The organism is Streptomyces sp. NPDC050548 (assembly GCF_044457385.1).
GTDB lineage: Bacteria > Actinomycetota > Actinomycetes > Streptomycetales > Streptomycetaceae > Streptomyces.
Window position 1 is genome coordinate 61,238 of the sequence record NZ_JBITGV010000017.1, and the last position, 18,338, is coordinate 79,575.

Below are 18,338 nucleotides of genomic sequence, written 5' to 3' on the forward strand. Positions count from 1 at the left end.
TTCGGCTTGCGCTCCCCTGGGTGGGGGCGCAAGCCGAGGGGCTACTCCGGCGCGTGCTCGGGCCCCCCGAAGTCCGGGCTGCTGAAGTCCGGGCTGCTGAAGCTCGGACGGTGACCCGGTTCCGGGCCGTCGTCGGGGCTGGAGAAGCCCGGACGGTCGTAGCCGAGGTGCGGCATGCGACTGGTCGGTGCCGAGGGTGTCGTACGGCGTAGTGCCGCCGTGCCCGGGGCCGCGAGCGCCTCCTGGAGGAACGGCAGGATGCCGCGTTCCAGCAGGGCGTCGTGCCAGGCTTCCCTGGCCCGGGCCACCTCACCGCCCGACTCGCCATAGGGGTCGGCGTCGAACGTCGGCCGGTTGCGCAGGGCCGTGAGGAGCAGGCCGATGGCGGCGACGAGGATCGCCGCGGCGGTCATCGCGCCGAACACCCAGCCGGCGGTCAGCATGGTCTGCGCGAACGCGGGTTCGGGGGTGAGCATCTTGAGGATGTAACCCACGAGCAGGAATATCGCCGCGGCCGTGCCGGCGAGGACGGGGGTGAGGACAGCGGCGACGGCGACGGCACCCGCACCCTCGGCAGCCTCCCCCAGGGTGGTGGCGAGCCCCATCGCGCCCACGCCGTCCGGCTCCGTGGAGCCGGTCTCGTGGACGGACGACGGGGTGGACGACGCCGGCTGGCGCAGTTCCTCGCGGACCTTCACGTAGTGCTGGTACTCGGTCGCCGCGGCCGCCGTGATGAGTGCGGTGGCGTTCAGCGCCATGGTGCGCAGCTGTTCGGGGTTGAGCCGCTTACCGACAGCGGCCAGTTCCGGGCGGGTAGGGGCGGAGCGCAGCGCCTCGTCGAGGATCCGCTCGTACTCCTGGCGGTCCTCGCTGTGCAGGTGCTGCGGAACGCTGTTCATGTGCATCCCCCGATGCTCCGTAGGGCTTGGGGCTCGCATGCCAACGAGCCGTCGGGCAGAAACGGAGGGGAGCCTGCTACGGATAAGCCGATGGTAGAGCGGCGACGGCACACGGTGACAGGGGGTTTCCAGAAATTGGCCCCTGGCCAGCGCAGTCGTCCGCCGGTCCTCCGAGGGGGACGTCTGCCCGCTAAACGCTCAGATATCCAACGGCAGTTGCTGGACCAGCAGTTTTCCGGCCATGGTCACTCCGCCGTCCATCGCGATGGCCAGTCCTTCGGCGTAGACGTGCGGTCCCTCGACCACGGGGCTCGCGGTGTCCTCGCCGTCCTCGGAGCCGACATCGCCCAGGAGGTAGGGGATCGGGCTGTGGCCGTGCACGATCCGGGTCCCGCCGTACATGTCGAGCAATGAGCGGACATGTTCGGCACCTCCCTCGTCGCGGAAGGAGAAGCGCTTGGTGAACTTGCGGAACACGTCCCACACCTCGTCCGCGTCGTTGCGGGTGAGAGTCTCGCGGACGTTGTCGTTGACGGCCTCGATCGAGTCGCCGTAGTCGAGGTAGGCGGTGGTGTCGGAGTGGACGAGGAGGTGGCCGTCGACCTCCTCCATGGCGTCCAGCCGGGACATCCACTGCAGGTGGACGTCCTGGAGGCGGTCCATGTCGGTCTTCTGGCCGCCGTTGAGCAGCCAGGCCGCCTGGAAGGTGGCGGTGCCCGCGCCGGAGTTGACGGGGGTGTCGCCGAACCGCTTGGCGCCGAGCAGCAGCAGCTCGTGGTTGCCCATGAGCGCCTTGCAGTAGCCGCCGGCCGCGGCGGCCTCGGCGGACAGCCGCATCACCAGGTCGATGACGCCGATGCCGTCCGGACCGCGGTCGGTGAAGTCGCCGAGGAACCACAGTCGCGCGGTGCCCGCGCACCAGCTGCCGGCCGAGTCGATCAGGCCCTTCTCCCGCAGGGCGTCCACCAGTTCGTCGAGGTAGCCGTGCACATCACCTACGACGAACAGCGGACCGGGGCCCTCCGACTGCCGCGGGATACCCACCGGCGCCGGGTCCACCGCGACCTGAACCGTGTCACCCCGATGGATGACAGGCAGATCGCGCCGGGTGGGCGTGTAGCCCTCCGGATAGGCCTCCTCGAAGGCCTCGTCAAAGGCCTCCTCGTCGGGTCGTACGGCGCCGCCGGACTGCGCGCTGTCGGCGTACGGACCGGTCTCGTGGACATACGCCGGCACCCGGAAGTCGCGCAACGTCGCCGTGCGCTCCACCTCGGGTCCCTGACCGGCCCCCTGAGTCATCGACCCCTCCACCATCACGCCGCGTCTGCACCGCGTCGGACTGCCTGGTCGCAGCGGCCCGCGGTGTCGTGGGCCCATCATAGGAATGCGGATCGCGCCATGTGATGACCCAGGGGTGGTGAATCAGAGCAGGACTCCGGTTCACCGTGGCTTTCGCCCCGATTGGGCAGGGCTTCGACCACTCGACCAGCACTCCGGGGACGATCGGTTCCCGCCGGAAGGGCGGCTTGATTTCGCCGGTGCGGATGCCTCTGGCGGTTGCCGTTCACCACCTTCGGGTTCGTCGAGAGCGCCGGCCTTCGTTTGCGGACGCCGGTACGACTGTCGGCTGTCGCTTGTCGACTTCGGTGCGGGTGCCGGGCGGCGGGTGCCGGACGCCAACCGCCTTTCGCCAACCGTCGGCTGCCGACGCCGGCACGAGGCGTCAGCCGGTCGGCGGCCGACGCTGGTGCCGGGTGGGCGCCTGGGTGCCTGGGCGCCTGGGGGCCGTAGGGGTGGGGGCGGTGCAGGGCGCAGGGCAGGCGGTACGGGCCGAGCGGTGCCGGGTGGGAGTCCCGGCACCGCTCGGCCCGTGCTGGAGCCCGAGGGAAGCGTCCGGGCGCCGTCCGCCCGCCACTCCGCTCCGCCCCGAGAGGCGCCCGGCACCGCGCCCGTCATGCTGTCCTCCCTCAGCCGCCCCCACCCGCCACGGTGCAGACCGCGAGAAAGGACGCGGTGCCGATCCGTCCCGGCTACGACCCTGCCCCGCCCGCCACCACACGCCGAGCGGTCCTCGGTGCGGGCAGACGAACCACTGGACGGTCAACCCGCCGGAGCAGGCCGACAGACCGGTCCCACTGCCCCGGAGGCCGACTCCGCCCACCCGCTCGACCAACCCACCGCCCCGGCGACCGGCCGACCGGACGCATGGGGCCCAGCCGACCGCGGACCCACCGGCGCACCTGACGACGGCTCACCGCCGGACTCACCAGCCCACCCAACTGCGCGACGGGCCCACCCATCGACGTCCCGACCCAGGCCGACCGCGGACCCACTGCCGAACCTGATGACAGCTCACCGCCGGACCGACCGGCCCACCGACTGCGCGACGGGCTCACCGACTGGCCGCCAGGCCTGCCCATCGACCCACCCAGCGCCGCCCCGACCGCCGGGCCGACCCCGACCGACCGCGGACCCACCGCCAGACCTGACGGCAGCTCACCGCCGGACTGACCGGCGCACCGGCTGCGCGACGGGCTGACCGGCTGGCCTCCAGGCCCACCCACCGACGCCCCGACCTCGACCGACCGCAGACCTACTGCCGAACCTGATGACAGCTCACCGCCGGTCCGACCGGCGCACTGGCTGTGCGACGGGCTCACCGACTGGCCGCCAGGCCTGCCCATCGACCCACCCGGCGACGCCCCGACCGCCGGGCCGACCTCGGCCGACCGTGGACCCACCGCCAGACCTGAACGACGGCCCACCACCGGACCGACCGGCTCACCGACTCGCCGACGGGCCCGCCCAACGCCCCCTCCACCAACGCCCCGCCCCCGGTCACCCACAGACCCACAGGCAGACCTGACCACAGCCCACCGCCAGACCGCCCCGCGAGACCGCCCCACAGCCGGACGACCTGCCCGCCCTGCCCGCCCCGCTCACCCCACCCCCTCGCCCTACTTCCCCTCCGGCGATCGAGGCGGACTGACCGTCGTCCGAGGCGGCCGCCGCTGCGACGATGTCCGCACGATCAGTTCTGTCGGTATCACCTGCTCGACCGGCAGATCCGAGTCGACGCCCTCGATGGCGTCGATGAGGAGCTGCACCACCGCCGTGCCGATGCGGCGCGGCTTCAGTGAGAGCGTGGTGATCGGTGGCTCGGTGTTGGCGTACACCGTGGACTCGCTGCAGCACACCAGCAGAAGATCCTCCGGCACCCGCATCCCGTAACGACGGGCCGCGGCCAGCAGATCCGTGCCGTTGGGGTCGAACAGGCCGTAGACCGCGTCGGGGCGGTCGGGCCGGGCGAGCAGTCGGTCGGCGGCGACGGCGCCCGCGCACGGATCGTGCGCCGGATAGGACTCGTACACCGGATCCTGGCCCACCCGCTCGCACCAACGCAGGTATGCGGTGGTCGAGAGGTGTGTGTATGTGTCCGTGCTCGTGCCTGTGAGCAGGCCGATGCGGCGGGCGCCGGCGTCGGCCAGGTGGTCGAGGATGCCCAGGACCGCGGCCTCGTGGTCGTTGTCGACCCACGCGGTCACCGGGAGCGAGCCGGCCGGGCGGCCGTCGGAGACGACCGGTAAACCCTGCCGGACGAGTTCGCTGACCACCGGGTCCTGGTCGGACGGGTCGATGACGACCGTGCCGTCCAGGGCGACGTTCGACCACACGTCGTGGCGCGAGGTCGCGGGGAGGATCACGAGGGCGTAGCCGCGGGCGAGTGCGGCCGAGGTGGCGGCGCGCGCCATCTCGGCGAAGTACGCGAATTCGGTGAAGGTGAAAGGTTCATCCCCGTACGTCGTGACGGTCAGGCCGATGAGGCCCGATTTCCCGGTACGGAGCGTGCGAGCCGCCGCGGAGGGGCGATAGCCCAGCCGGTCGGCCACTTCGCGGACATGGCGTCGGGTGGCGTCCGGGAGCCGGCCCTTGCCGTTGAGGGCGTCGGAGACGGTCGTGATGGAGACTCCGGCCGCGGCGGCCACGTCTCTGATTCCCGCCCGGCCCGGCCGGCTTCCTCGACGAGAGGTTTCCGCGCGGCTCACCTGGTGCTTCCCTGCTGCTGTCATGGCGAGCCGATAGTAGGGCTCATGCGGTGGGGTAGTGCGGACGCATATGCACGCGTTGACAGGCACGTTTCTGCAAGGTCAGGAAGGGTCAACTACCTTAGAAACAAAGTCAGTTAAACGCTTCGATGGCATTACGTGACTTGTCGGCGCGCATGGGCCTGCCAAGTCCCCGATGTTTCGAAGAGGTCTCAACTCACCTGTACGAGGGATGCGCGCCACGGCGCGAGCCACCAGCGCATAGATATATGTACAGCGCGCCCCCGGTTCGTGCGCCTTCGTACGCTGTTGCCCCTGATGCGGATATGACGTGTGAGACGTTCCCGGCCGACGTCCGGGGGCCGCTCACCCGGACCGGACCTGTACGCGCCGGCGTCGAATCCTCATAAGGTGAGCAGTATTGAAATCCGGTGGTGGTCACGAGGAGGACTGCGGTGAGCGAGACGAGCCCCAAGCTGCGCGCCGAGCTGGAGGGTATCCCCACCTACAAGCCGGGCAAGCCCGCCTCGGCGGACGGTCCGGTGGCCTACAAGCTGTCCTCCAACGAGAACCCGTATCCGCCGCTGCCGGGTGTCATGGAGAGCGTGACGGCGGCTGCCGCGTCCTTCAACCGGTACCCCGACATGGCGTGCACCGGTCTGATGAACGAGCTGGCGGAACGGTTCGGCGTCCCCGTCTCCCACCTGGCCACCGGCACGGGCTCGGTCGGCGTCGCCCAGCAGTTGATCCAGGCGACCGCGGGACCCGGCGACGAGGTCATGTACGCCTGGCGCTCCTTCGAGGCGTACCCGATCATCACGCGCATCAGCGGTGCCACGGCCGTGCAGGTGCCGCTGACTCCGGGCGATGTGCACGACCTCGACGCGATGGCCGACGCGATCACCGACCGGACCCGGCTGATCTTCGTCTGCAACCCCAACAACCCGACGGGCACGGTCGTACGCCGGGCCGAGCTGGAACGCTTCCTGGACCGGGTGCCCGGCGATGTGCTGGTCGTACTGGACGAGGCGTACCGGGAGTTCATCCGGGACATGGAGGTGCCGGACGGCGTCCAGCTCTACCGTGACCGGCCGAACGTCTGCGTCCTGCGGACCTTCTCCAAGGCCTACGGCCTCGCCGGGCTGCGGGTCGGCTTCGCGATCGCGCACGAGCCGGTGGCGGCTGCGCTGCGCAAGACGGCGGTGCCCTTCGGGGTGAGCCAGCTCGCGCAGGACGCGGCGGTCGCCTCGCTGCGTGCCGAGGACGAACTGCTCGGCCGGGTCGGCTCGTTGGTGAGCGAGCGCACCCGCGTGGTCGACACGCTGCGCGCCCAGGGCTGGACGGTCCCGGAGACCCAGGCCAACTTCGTGTGGCTGCGGCTGGGGGAGCGCACGCTCGACTTCGCGGCGGTGTGCGACCAGGCGGGCGTGGTGGTGCGGCCGTTCGCGGGTGAAGGCGCCCGGATCACGATCGGGGAGACCGAGGCCAACGACATCTTCCTGAAGGTGGCGGAGGGCTTCCGCAAGGAGTTGTAGGGCGTCGTCGACGCCATAGGCCGACCGGTCCCTCCCTGGTGGGGCCGGTCGGCCGCGTTAGGGGACCCCCCGCCTCTCACGTCTCGAACTGTCATGCGTCATAATCCTTGTGAATGTGAACGCGTTCACAAGCGTGTCCTGGTTGTCCAGTGATGCGTGGGGCATAAGGGGCAAACTGCCGCTGTGACCACGGCGACATAAGGAGACTGACGACGTGCACCTGGCTCTGGCGCCGGAGACACTGGCGCGATGGCAGTTCGGCATCACCACCGTCTACCACTTCCTGTTCGTCCCCCTGACGATCTCGCTCGCCGCTCTCACGGCCGGGCTGCAGACCGCGTGGGTGCGCACGGAGAAGGAGAAGTACCTCAGGGCCACCAAGTTCTGGGGCAAGCTCTTCCTGATCAACATCGCCATGGGCGTCGTCACGGGCATCGTCCAGGAGTTCCAGTTCGGTATGAACTGGTCCGCCTACTCGCGGTTCGTGGGTGACATCTTCGGGGCCCCGCTCGCCTTCGAGGCGCTGATCGCGTTCTTCTTCGAGTCCACCTTCATCGGGCTGTGGATCTTCGGCTGGGACAAGCTGCCCAAGCGCATCCACCTGGCCTGCATCTGGATGGTCTCGATCGGCACGATCCTCTCGGCGTACTTCATCCTCGCGGCCAACTCGTGGATGCAGCACCCCGTCGGCTACAAGATCAACAAGGCCAAGGGCCGTGCCGAACTCACCGACTTCTGGCACGTGCTGACCCAGAACACCGCGCTCGCGCAGGCCTTCCACACGCTGTCCGCGTCCTTCCTGACCGGCGGCGCGTTCATGGTCGGCATCGCGGCCTTCCACCTGTACCGCAAGAAGCACATCTCGGTGATGAAGACCTCGCTGCGGCTGGGCCTGATCACCGTCACCATCGCCGGCCTGCTCACCGCCGTCAGCGGTGACACCCTCGGCAAGGTCATGTTCAAGCAGCAGCCCATGAAGATGGCCGCCGCCGAAGCGCTGTGGGACGGCCAGGACTCGGCACCGTTCTCGATCTTCGCCTACGGCGACGTCAGCAAGGGCCACAACACCGTCGAGCTCTCGATCCCCGGGATACTGTCGTTCCTCGCCGACGACGACTTCAGCTCCTACGTCCCCGGCATCAACGACACCAACAAGGCCGAGCAGGCCAAGTACGGTCCCGGCGACTACCGGCCCATCATCCCCGTCACCTTCTGGGCGTTCCGCTGGATGATCGGCTTCGGCATGGCGTCCTTCGCCGTCGGAGTGGCCGGACTCTGGCTGACCCGCAAGAAGTTCATGCTGCCCCAGCATCTGCGGGTCGGCGAGGACGAGGTCCCGAACGTGGTCCTCTTCAAGAAGAAGGCCCTCGGCCCGAAACTCACCAAGCTCTACTGGCTGGTGTCCATCTGGACCCTCGGCTTCCCCCTCATCGCCAACTCCTGGGGCTGGATCTTCACCGAGATGGGCCGCCAGCCGTGGGTCGTCTACGGCCTCTTCCAGACCCGTGACGCCGTCTCCCCCAGCGTCTCCCAGGGCGAGGTCCTCACCTCGATGATCGTCTTCACCTCGCTCTACGCGATCCTCGCCGTCATCGAGGTCAAGCTGCTCGCGAAGTACGTCAAGGCCGGCCCGCCCGAACTCACCGAGGCCGACCTCAACCCGCCCACGAAGATCGGCGGCGACTCCCAGGACGCCGACAAGCCGATGGCCTTCTCGTACTAGGCCGAGGGAGCTGCAACTGTCATGGAACTGCACGACGTCTGGTTCGTCCTCATCGCCGTCCTGTGGACCGGCTACTTCTTCCTGGAGGGCTTCGACTTCGGGGTCGGCATCCTCACCAAGCTGCTCGCCCGGGACCGCACCGAGAAGCGGGTGCTGATCAACACGATCGGCCCGGTCTGGGACGGCAACGAGGTCTGGCTGCTCACGGCCGGCGGCGCGACCTTCGCCGCCTTCCCCGAGTGGTACGCCACCCTCTTCTCCGGCTTCTACCTCGCCCTGCTGATCATCCTGGTCTGCCTGATCGTCCGGGGCGTCGCCTTCGAGTACCGGGCGAAGCGGCCCGAGGAGAACTGGCAGCGCAACTGGGAGACGGCGATCTTCTGGACCTCGCTGCTCCCCGCGTTCCTGTGGGGTGTGGCCTTCGGCAACATCGTGCGGGGCGTGAAGATCGACAAGAACTTCGAGTACGCCGGTAACTTCTGGGACCTGCTCAACCCGTACGCCATCCTCGGCGGCCTGGTCACCCTGACCCTCTTCACGTTCCACGGCGCGGTGTTCACGGCGCTCAAGACCGTCGGGGACATCCGGGTGCGGGCCCGGAAGCTGGCCCTTCAAGTCGGTCTCGTCACCGCCCTGTTGGCGCTGGCCTTCCTGATCTGGACCCAGGTCGACAGCGGTGACGGTAAGAGCCTGGTGGCGATGATCGTGGCGGTCGTCGCCCTGGTCGCGGCGCTGGGGGCGATCCAAGTCGGGCGCGAGGGCTGGTCGTTCGCGTTCTCCGGGGTCACCATCATTGCCGCCGTCGCGATGCTCTTCCTGTCGCTCTTCCCGAACGTCATGCCGTCCTCGCTCAACGCGGACTGGAGCCTCACGGTCACCAACGCCTCGTCGAGCCCGTACACGCTGCGGATCATGACCTGGTGCGCGGGGATCGCCACTCCGATCGTGCTGCTCTACCAGGGCTGGACGTACTGGGTGTTCCGCAAGCGGATCGGTACGCAGCACATCGCCGAAGCGGCGCACTGAGTGAGGAATGGGGCATGTTTCACGTGAAACATGCCCCTTGAGAAGAGGGTGTGTTTCACGTGAAACCAATCGACCCACGGCTGCTCCGATACGCCCGCGCCACCCGCCTCTTCCTGATGGCGGTCGTCGGCCTGGGAGCCGTCGGGGCGCTGCTGGTCATCGCGCAGGCGATGCTCATCGCCGAGGTCGTGGTCGGCGCCTTCCAGCACGGCAAGTCCGCGAGCGAACTCGGCACCCCCCTGCTGCTGTTGGTGGCCGTCGCGGCTGGCCGTGCCCTCGTCTCCTGGCTCACCGAACTCGCCGCCCACCGCGCCAGCGCCTCCGTGAAGTCGGAGCTACGGCGACGGTTGCTGGAGCGTTCCGTGGAGCTGGGCCCCGGCTGGCTGAGCGGGCAGCGGACCGGATCGCTGGTCGCCCTCGCCACTCGTGGGGTCGATGCCCTCGACGACTATTTCTCGCGCTATCTCCCGCAGTTGGGGCTCGCGGTGGTCGTCCCGGTGGCGGTGCTGGCGCGGATCGTCACCGAGGACTGGGTCTCGGCGGCGATCATCGTCGGCACCCTGCCGCTCATCCCGCTCTTCATGGTGATGATCGGCTGGGCCACGCAGTCCCGGATGGACCGTCAGTGGCAGTTGCTGTCCCGGCTCTCCGGGCACTTCCTGGACGTGGTCGCGGGGCTGCCCACCCTGAAGGTGTTCGGGCGGGCCAAGGCGCAGGCCGAGTCGATCCGGCGGATCACCGGTGAGTACCGCCAGGCGACCATGCGGACCCTGCGGATCGCCTTCGTCTCCTCCTTCGCGCTGGAACTCCTCGCCACGCTCTCCGTCGCCCTGGTCGCCGTGACGATCGGCATGCGGCTCGTCCACGGAGACATGGACCTCTACATCGGTCTCGTCGTCCTCGTCCTGGCCCCCGAGGCGTATCTGCCGCTCCGCCAGGTCGGCGCGCAGTACCACGCGGCGGCCGAGGGCCTCGCGGCGGCCGAGGAGATCTTCTCGGTGCTGGAGACCCCGGTACCGGCCACGGGAACCACCGAAGTGCCCTCCGACGCCCTGGCCTTCGAGGGCGTGACGGTCCGTTATCCCGGGCGGTCCGTGGACGCCGTGTCGGACGTGACCTTCGCCGTGGAACCCGGTGAGACGGTCGCCCTCGTCGGCCCGAGCGGTTCGGGCAAGTCCACTTTGCTGAACGCCCTGTTGGGGTTCGTGCGGCCCGCCGAGGGCCGGGTGCGCGTCGGGGGAGTCGATCTCACCGACGCCGACCTGGAACGGTGGCGGGCACGGATCGCCTGGGTACCGCAACACCCGCAGCTGTACGCCGGGACGATCGCCGAGAACGTACGGCTCGCCCGCCCCGATGCCGACGACACCGCCGTACGGCGGGCGTTGGCCGATGCCGGGGCCCTGGAGTTCGTGGACGCGCTGCCCGAGGGGATCGGGAGTGTGCTCGGGGAGGACGGGGCCGGGCTGTCCGCAGGGCAGCGGCAGCGGCTCGCGCTCGCCCGGGCCTTCCTCGCCGACCGTCCCGTCCTGCTCCTCGACGAGCCGACGGCCGCGCTGGACGGAGCCACCGAGGCCGAAGTGGTCGAGGCGGTACGGCGGTTGGCGGTCGGACGGACGGTCCTGCTCGTGGTGCACCGCCCGGCCCTGCTGGCGGTGGCGGACCGGGTGGTGCGGGTGACGGAGGGCGAGACCGCGGTGCGCGCGGAGACCGTGCCGACGGTCGCCGGTACGAGCCCGGAGGCGGCGACGGTGAGTCCCGTGGCCGTCGACGAATCCGAGACACGGTTCGCCGCACGCAAGGGCAGCGTCCTCTCCCGCGTCCGGGCCATGTCCGGTGCCCGGCGTGGCCGCCTCGCCCTGGCGCTGCTGCTCGGAAGTCTCGCGCTGGGCAGCGCGGTTGGGCTCATGGCCACTTCCGGGTGGCTGATCTCGCGGGCCTCGCAGCAGCCGCCCGTGCTGTATCTGATGGTGGCGGTGACGGCGACCCGGGCCTTCGGGATCGGGCGGGCCGTGTTCCGCTACGCCGAGCGGCTCGTGTCGCACGACGCGGTGCTGCGGATGCTCGCCGACACCCGGGTCGCCGTCTACCGGCGCCTCGAACGGCTGGCGCCCGCCGGTCTGCGGGACACCCGCCGGGGCGATCTGCTGTCCCGGCTCGTCGCCGACGTGGACGCGCTCCAGGACTACTGGCTGCGCTGGCTGCTGCCCGCCGGGGTCGCGGCCACCGTGTCCGCGGCGACGGTCGGCTTCACGGCCTGGCTGCTGCCCGAGGCCGGTGCCGTGCTCGCGGCCGGTCTCCTCGCGGCCGGTGTCGGAGTCCCCCTCGTCACCGGTGCCGTGGCCCGGCGCGCCGAACGGCGGCTGGCCCCCGCTCGCGGGGTGCTCGCCACCCGCGTGACCGAACTGCTCACCGGCACCGCCGAGTTGACGGTCGCCGGCGCACTGCCCGCCCGTACCGCCGAGGCCCGCCGCGCGGACGGCGTCCTCACCCGGATCGCCTCCCGCGCCGCCACCGCCACCGCGCTCGGCGACGGCCTCACCGCGCTGATCTCCGGCCTGACCGTCGCCGCCACCGCGCTGGTGGCAGCGCAAGGCGTCGCCGCGGGACGGCTCAGCGGTGTGGTGACGGCCGTCGTCGTCCTCACTCCCCTCGCCGCCTTCGAGGCCGTCCTCGGACTGCCCCTCGCCGTGCAGTACCGGCAGCGGGTCCGCAAGAGTGCGGAGCGCGTGTACGAGGTCCTGGACGCCCCCGAGCCCGTACGGGAACCGGAGCGGCCCCGCCGGGCGCCCGCGACGCCGTTCCCGCTCGTCGTGCAGGGACTGGCCGCCCGGCACACCGGGCAGGACCGGGACGCGCTCGCCGGACTCGACCTCACGCTGGAGAAGGGGCGCCGGGTCGCGGTGGTCGGGTCCTCCGGGTCCGGCAAGACGACGCTGGCGCAGGTGCTGCTGCGGTTCCTGGACGCGGACGCGGGCACGTACACGCTGGCCGGCGTGGACGCGTACGCCCTGGACGGTGACGCCGTACGACGGCTCGTCGGGCTGTGTGCCCAGGACGCGCATCTCTTCGACAGCTCGGTGCGCGAGAACCTGCTGCTGGCGAAGAAGGACGCGACCGAGGACGAGCTGCGGGCCGCGCTGGAGCGGGCCCGGCTGCTCGACTGGGCCGACGGGCTGCCCGCCGGACTGGACACGCTCGTCGGTGAGCACGGGGCTCGGCTGTCCGGCGGTCAGCGGCAGCGGCTGGCCCTCGCCCGTGCGCTGCTCGCCGACTTCCCGGTGCTCGTGCTCGACGAGCCCGCCGAGCACCTGGACCTGGCGACCGCCGACGCGCTCACCGCCGATCTGCTGGCCGCCACGGAGGGCCGTACGACCCTGCTCATCACGCACCGGCTGGCGGGACTTGAGGACGTGGACGAGGTGATCGTGCTGGACGCGGGACGGGTTGTGCAACGGGGGCCGTACGCCGAACTGGTCTTGGCGGACGGGCCGTTGCGGGGGATGGCGGAGCGGGAGGCGGAGTCGGAGCTCTTGGTGGCGGCCGGGTAGGGAGCCCCGGTGACCGACGTGCTCGACTTTCGGTGACAAAGGGGACTTATTAGGCTCGGGGTATGTCTGCCGCCCCGAGTGCCGCCGTACGCATGCCGCAGTTGCTGGCGGCGGTGCGGTCCGTGGGCAGTGGGCTCGAACTGCACTCCACGCTGGAGCGGATCTGCGAGGCGGCGGCCATGCTGACGGACGCCCGGTACGCGGGGCTCGGTGTCGTGGACGAGGAGGGCGACGCCCTCGCCGACTTCGTCTTCCACGGGGTCGACGCCGGAACCGCGCGGCGCATCGGACGCTTTCCCGACGGGCACAAGGGGCTGCTCGGCGCGCTCGTCCGGGAGCCGGAGCCGGTCCGGCTCGGGGATGTGAGCCAGGATCCGCGCTCCTGGGGCTTTCCCGCGCACCATCCGCGGATGCGCGGCTTCCTCGGTGTTCCGATCCGGGTGCAAGGGGAGGTCTTCGGCAATCTCTATCTGGGCGAGAAGCGCGGCGGGGGCCCCTTCGACGACGACGATGTCGACATGGTCCGGGTCCTGGCTACCGAGGCCGGTATCGCCATCGGCAACGCCCGGTTGTACGAGGCCGCCCAGCAGCGTGAGCGGTGGATCGACGGGTCGGTGGCCGTCACGACCGCCCTGTTGTCCGGTGGGGACGCCGAGGACGCGCTCCAGGTCGTCGCGGAACGGGCCCGCCGGCTGTCCGGATCGGCGGCCGGGATCGTGCTGCTGCCCGCCGACGGGGGCGGCATGGAGATCGTCGCCGTGGCCTCGGAACGGCCGTCGGACCAGCTCGGCAGAGTCGTCCCGCCGGAGAGCGAGATCATGGCGCAACTCCTCGACGGACAGCCGGTGTTCGTCAAGGACGCGGGCACCGATCCCCGAATGATCAGCGCCCTCGCGCGCGCGTACGGGCCGATCATGGCACTGCCCCTGCAGAGCGGCGGGCGTGTCCTGGGAGCCCTCGTCACTCCTCGGGCGCGGGGCGAGCGGCCGTTCACGGAGGCGGAACGCACCCTCGCGATCCAGTTCGCCTCGCAGGCCGCGCTCGCGCTGATGATGGCCGAGGCCCAGCGCGACCGGGAACGTCTCGCGGTGTACGAGGACCGGGACCGGATCGCCCGCGACCTGCACGACCTGGTCGTCCAACGGCTGTTCGCCACCGGCATGATGCTGGAGAGCGCCCGCCGCGACTCGCTCGTGCCCGAGGTGCGGCAGGGCGTCGGCAACGCCGTCGACGAACTCGACATCACCATCCAGGAGATCCGCACCGCGATCTTCGCGCTCCAGCAGGGCCCCACCGAAGCACCCTCCGGGCTGCGCACGCGGGTGCTGCGGGAGATCAACACGGCCGCCGTGCCGCTCGGTTTCACCCCCGCGCACCGTTTCGTCGGCGCGGTCGACACCGTGGTCGGCGACCTGACCGGCAAGAATCTCGTCGCGGCCCTGCGCGAGGCCCTCTCCAACGCGTTCCGGCACGCGGCGGCCACCCGGATCGAGGTCGTCGTCGACGCGACCGCGATCCTGCCCGACGGGCGGCCGGGCGTACGGCTCACCGTCACGGACGACGGGGTCGGCATCCCGGAGGGCGGTCGCCGCAGCGGCCTGAGGAACCTCAAGCGCCGGGCCGAGTCCCTGGGCGGCGACAGCTGGTACGGGCCCGGCAACGGCGGAGGCGGTACGACGGTGGTGTGGCAGGCGCCCCACTGAACCCGTCGCCCCGGGCTCCCACTGAGCCGTTCGCGCCACCCTGTCCCCCATGCGTACGCCTTGAACAGGGCGTCGGTCGGCCGTGCGGGTCACGATCGCTGACATGCCCTCATCTCGCCGTCACCCACTGCTCGTTCCGGTGCTGCTGTGCGCGATCGCCGTGCTGGCGGCCCGCCCCGGCGACGGCGACAGCCACTCCGCCGGTGCCGGGCGGACGGACGCCCCGGCCGCGGCGGGCCCTTGCCCGGGCGCGGTCCGCCTCGACCGACCGCCGGCCACCGGAACCACCGCATGGGTCGCGCCGGTGGAGTCGGGCGACCTGTCCGCCGGATTCGGCAGCGACGGCTCCCGCTGGGCGAACCGGCACACCGGCCAGGACTTCGCGGTGCCCGTCGGGACGCCGGTGCGGGCGGCCGGAGCGGGCCGGGTGGTGCGGGTGTCCTGCGGCGGCGCCTTCGGCATTCAGATCGTGGTCGAGCATCCGGGCGGCTACTGCACGCAGTACGCCCACCTCTCCGCCGTCGCCGTGGACGAGGGGGACCGTGTCGCCGCCGGCCAGTGGATCGGCGAGTCCGGCACGACCGGCAACTCCACAGGGCCGCACCTGCACTTCGAGGTACGGACCACTCCGGAGACGGGGTCGGCGGTCGATCCGCTGCCGTGGCTGGCGGCCCGCGGAGTGGCCGTCGGCTGAGCTACCGCCGCTCCGCCAGCATCCGCTCGATCACGACCGCCACGCCGTCCTCGTTGTTGTCGACGGTCCGTCCCGAGGCGGCGGCGAGCACGTCGGGGTGCGCGTTGCCCATCGCGTACGACTGCCCCGCCCAGGTGAGCATCTCGACGTCGTTGGGCATGTCCCCGAAGGCGACGACCTCCTCGGGCGCGATACCCCGCTCCGCGCAGCACAGGGCGAGCGTGCTCGCCTTGGAGACACCGGGGCCGCTGATCTCCAGCAGGGCGCTGGGACTGGAGCGGGTGACGTTCGCGCGGTCGCCCAGGGCGAGGCGGGCCGTGGTCAGGAACTCGTCCGGGTCGAGGTCGGGGTGGAACGCGAGGATCTTCAGCACCGGCTCGTCGGCTCCCGGGGCGTCCGCCGCGAGGAGTTTCTCGGCGGGCGCGAGGGTGTCCGGGATCTCCATGTGCATCTTCGGATACTCCGGCTCCTGGTAGAAGCCGTAGGTCTGCTCGATCGCGTACACCGTCCCGGGCGCCGCCTCGCGCACCAGTCGTACGGCGTCGAGGGCGTTGTTCCGGGCCAGTTCGCGGACCTTCACGAAGCGGTGGGCGCCGGGGCCGCCGTGCAGGTCGACCACGGCGGCGCCGTTTCCGCAGATCGCCAGGCCGTGGCCGTGGACGTGGTCGCTGACGACGTCCATCCAGCGGGCCGGGCGGCCGGTCACGAAGAAGACCTCGATCCCCGCCTCCTCGGCAGCCGCCAGGGCGGCGACCGTGCGGGGGGACACCGACTTGTCGTCGCGCAGCAGAGTGCCGTCCAGGTCGGTGGCGATCAGCCGTGGCGGGACGGCGGAGGCCGGGGTCTCGGGCTGTCGAGTCGCTGAGGTCACCGGGCCATTCTCCCGCATTTGCCCGCACGGCCGTGCGAGGGTGCGCACATGTGAGTGGTTATGGCCCCTTGCGGGGTCGTTGCGCCCGCGGCCGGGGGTGCCGCCGGGGCGGTGGAGGAGCGTTCCGACAGGGTTCCGAGGTGAGTCGGTGGACGGCACGCCGATCGGTGCCGGGCCGGATGCGCTGGGGAAAAACCGTGCGGGTGGAGCCGACGGTTCCGATGGGCCGACCTTCCGGCTCCTGTCGGAAGGCGGACCGGCGGGAGCGGCCGATCCGGAGCGACGCGATGGAGCCGGCCCCGCTCCACAGTGCCGGGAGCGGGATCGCCGTACGGTCCGGGCGGCGTGCCGATCATCGGGTCGTAGCAGGTGGTGCGCCGTGGGAGCGGACGACGGTGTGCGCTTCGTCCGGGACCGGCACGGCGAGTTCCTCCCGCGCACGGTGGCGGACGCGGTCGGGCGCGGCACCCGAAGCCCGTGCCTTTTCGCGGGCACGGGCAACCGCGACCTGAATCGTATGCGGCAGCAAACGATCGCGCATGTCCCGGGAGTGGATCGGGGCCGTCGATGCCCTCAGGTGGTGTCGGACCTGCGGTGTTTGGTCAACTGGCCTTGTTCGGGACGGACTGCGGTCCGCACCACGGGCACCGTTGGGCGTCTCCGTTACCCTTCCTGGCGCGCGCCAACCTCAAGACTGTCTCAACTCGCTTTACTTTAGATAACGCTCATCGTTTACTGACGCTTCCCCACGATGGCACGCCTCCGGGCGCGGGTGAGGGACCTCGGCGCGGCAGCCGCCCGCGCGGCCCTCACCAGCCGTATCGGAATGGAGGCGCGCCCTGCGGGGAGCGCAGATCCGCGACACCGTCGACCCGGCCCATCGGATCGCGGTGCCGCCACAACCGCCGCCCAGCACCGGAACACCGGCACGCAAGCAGCGCAAGGAGAGCGACGGGACAACCGGCTGAGGCGGTCACACAGATACCAACGGGGAGATCATCGCTTTGACAAATCTCACGAAGGACGATCAGGGACCGGGGCCACGGCCGGAGCCGCAACCAGGGCCGCAGCAGGACTTAAGCGCCGCCCCGGCCACTCCGCCCGCTCCGGGGGATCCGCACGCCATCCCCTCGCTCACCCCCCGAGAACGGCAAGTTCTCGTCCTGCTCAGTCACGCCGCCGACAATCGCGAGATCAGCCGCCGGCTGGGCATAGCCGAGCGCACCGTCAAAGCGCACCTGACCAACCTCATGGTCAAGATCAAAGTGACCGGCCGCACGGAGGCGGCCCTCTTCGCCTACGCCCATCACGGCCGCCTCTCCGACGGGCTCTGAGGATCCCGTCCGCCCCCGCACTCCGGGCTTGACAACGTGCATATCGCTTATCGATACTATCGATAAGCGATATGCACGTGGGGTGACAGGGGGAAGCCGTGAGTACGAAGTCCTGGTGGAGCCGGACCGACAACCGACTCCTTGAGGCGGTTCTCGGCCTGGCCGCTCTGCTCGACGGCGTCTTCGGCGTACTGCTCCCGGCGCTCGGGGTGGTCGGCCTCATCGACCCCGTGGACACCCGCGAGGTCAGGACCGAGACCGCGACCCGGGTACCGGGCACCGTGACCGACGCGGTCGCGGGCCACGGCATGACCCTCACCGGCACCCACCGGGCCGACCTCGCCTTCGCCCACCCCGACCTGGGCCAGCGCCTGTTGCTCGCCCTGCCGGATGTCGTCGGCGGTCTGCTGCTGCTCCTCGTCCTGGTCCTCCTGACGCGGATGGCCGGGACACTGAGGGAAGGCGATGTCTTCGTGCCGAGGAACGCCCGCCGACTGAGCGTCATCGGGCTCACGGTGCTGGTCCAGGCCGTCCTCTCCCCGGCGCTGCCGGCGTTCACCACACAGGCACTGGTGAGCGGCACCCCCATGGCCGAGCAGATCCCCCTCTCGGTCACCTTCACCGGTGAGTACGTCCTGCTCGCCTTCCTCATCCTGTCGCTGGGCGAGGTCTTCCGGCGGGGGACGAAGCTCCGCGCCGACACCGAGGGACTGGTCTGATGCCGCCGGACGAGGAACACCGGGTCAAGGTCCACCTGGACCGGCTGCTGGCCGAGCGCGGAATGACCCTGTCCGAACTGGCGGCCAAGGTCGACGTGACGGTGGTCAACCTCTCCGTCCTGAAGAACGACCGGGCGAAGGCGATCCGCTTCTCCACCCTCACCGCGATCTGCCGCGAACTGAACTGCCAACCCGGTGACCTGCTCAGCGTCCGCGAGGACTGACCCGAAAAAAGCC

12 protein-coding genes and 1 pseudogene are annotated in these 18,338 nt (G+C 70.7%); 9 read left to right on the top strand and 4 right to left on the bottom strand.

The genetic code is table 11. The features are described from left to right. Positions 1–41: 41 nt before the first annotated feature. From ACIBJH_RS36700 to ACIBJH_RS36710, 3 genes are all read right to left on the bottom strand, one after another. Positions 42–905: a hypothetical protein gene (locus ACIBJH_RS36700; RefSeq protein WP_399121278.1), complete on the bottom strand. Its 864-nt coding sequence runs from the start codon at positions 903–905 to the stop codon at positions 42–44. A 192-nt stretch (positions 906–1,097) separates the two neighbouring features. Then, positions 1,098–2,198: a metallophosphoesterase gene (locus ACIBJH_RS36705; protein WP_399121279.1), complete on the bottom strand. Its 1,101-nt coding sequence runs from the start codon at positions 2,196–2,198 to the stop codon at positions 1,098–1,100. A gap of 1,658 nt (positions 2,199–3,856) precedes the next feature. Continuing rightward, positions 3,857–4,969 (bottom strand): LacI family DNA-binding transcriptional regulator, encoded by a 1,113-nt coding sequence (locus ACIBJH_RS36710; protein ID WP_399121280.1) that lies wholly within the window; start codon positions 4,967–4,969, stop codon positions 3,857–3,859. Between the two features lie 431 nt (positions 4,970–5,400). Between ACIBJH_RS36710 and hisC the strand changes: the two genes are divergently transcribed. The 6 genes and pseudogenes from hisC to ACIBJH_RS36740 all read left to right on the top strand — a co-directional run. Beyond that, positions 5,401–6,480, top strand: coding sequence for a histidinol-phosphate transaminase (hisC, locus tag ACIBJH_RS36715; protein ID WP_399121281.1), 1,080 nt, complete (start codon positions 5,401–5,403; stop codon positions 6,478–6,480). A gap of 214 nt (positions 6,481–6,694) precedes the next feature. Next, positions 6,695–8,203 carry a cytochrome ubiquinol oxidase subunit I gene (locus tag ACIBJH_RS36720; RefSeq protein ID WP_399121282.1) on the top strand — a complete coding sequence of 503 codons (1,509 nt, stop codon included), beginning with the start codon at positions 6,695–6,697 and terminating at the stop codon, positions 8,201–8,203. 21 nt (positions 8,204–8,224) lie between these two features. Continuing rightward, positions 8,225–9,229 (top strand): cytochrome d ubiquinol oxidase subunit II, encoded by a 1,005-nt coding sequence (gene cydB, locus ACIBJH_RS36725; protein WP_399121283.1) that lies wholly within the window; start codon positions 8,225–8,227, stop codon positions 9,227–9,229. A gap of 59 nt (positions 9,230–9,288) precedes the next feature. After that, positions 9,289–12,780, top strand: coding sequence for a thiol reductant ABC exporter subunit CydD (gene cydD, locus ACIBJH_RS36730; RefSeq protein WP_399121284.1), 3,492 nt, complete (start codon positions 9,289–9,291; stop codon positions 12,778–12,780). 62 nt (positions 12,781–12,842) lie between these two features. Next, a complete protein-coding gene (locus tag ACIBJH_RS36735) occupies positions 12,843–14,483 on the top strand; it encodes a GAF domain-containing sensor histidine kinase (RefSeq protein ID WP_399121285.1) in 1,641 nt (546 codons plus the stop codon). 223 nt (positions 14,484–14,706) lie between these two features. Further along, a pseudogene (locus ACIBJH_RS36740) lies at positions 14,707–15,177 on the top strand (M23 family metallopeptidase); the annotation flags it as partial. A 1-nt stretch (position 15,178) separates the two neighbouring features. Here the strand turns inward: ACIBJH_RS36740 and ACIBJH_RS36745 are convergent. Next, positions 15,179–16,048: a Cof-type HAD-IIB family hydrolase gene (locus ACIBJH_RS36745; RefSeq protein WP_399121286.1), complete on the bottom strand. Its 870-nt coding sequence runs from the start codon at positions 16,046–16,048 to the stop codon at positions 15,179–15,181. A 1,004-nt stretch (positions 16,049–17,052) separates the two neighbouring features. Here ACIBJH_RS36745 and ACIBJH_RS36750 point away from each other — a divergent pair. The 3 genes from ACIBJH_RS36750 (at position 17,053) to ACIBJH_RS36760 (ending at position 18,325) form a co-directional block, all read left to right on the top strand. Next, the gene (locus ACIBJH_RS36750) at positions 17,053–17,382 is read left to right on the top strand and encodes a helix-turn-helix transcriptional regulator (protein ID WP_399121287.1); all 330 of its coding nucleotides are present in this window, start codon (positions 17,053–17,055) and stop codon (positions 17,380–17,382) included. A 98-nt stretch (positions 17,383–17,480) separates the two neighbouring features. Then, positions 17,481–18,101: a DUF2975 domain-containing protein gene (locus ACIBJH_RS36755; protein ID WP_399121288.1), complete on the top strand. Its 621-nt coding sequence runs from the start codon at positions 17,481–17,483 to the stop codon at positions 18,099–18,101. Next, entirely contained in the window at positions 18,101–18,325 is a 225-nt protein-coding gene (locus tag ACIBJH_RS36760; protein WP_200709303.1) for a helix-turn-helix transcriptional regulator, read from the top strand. The genes ACIBJH_RS36755 and ACIBJH_RS36760 overlap by 1 nt, the downstream gene beginning before the upstream one ends. The last annotated feature ends 13 nt before the right edge of the window (positions 18,326–18,338 follow it).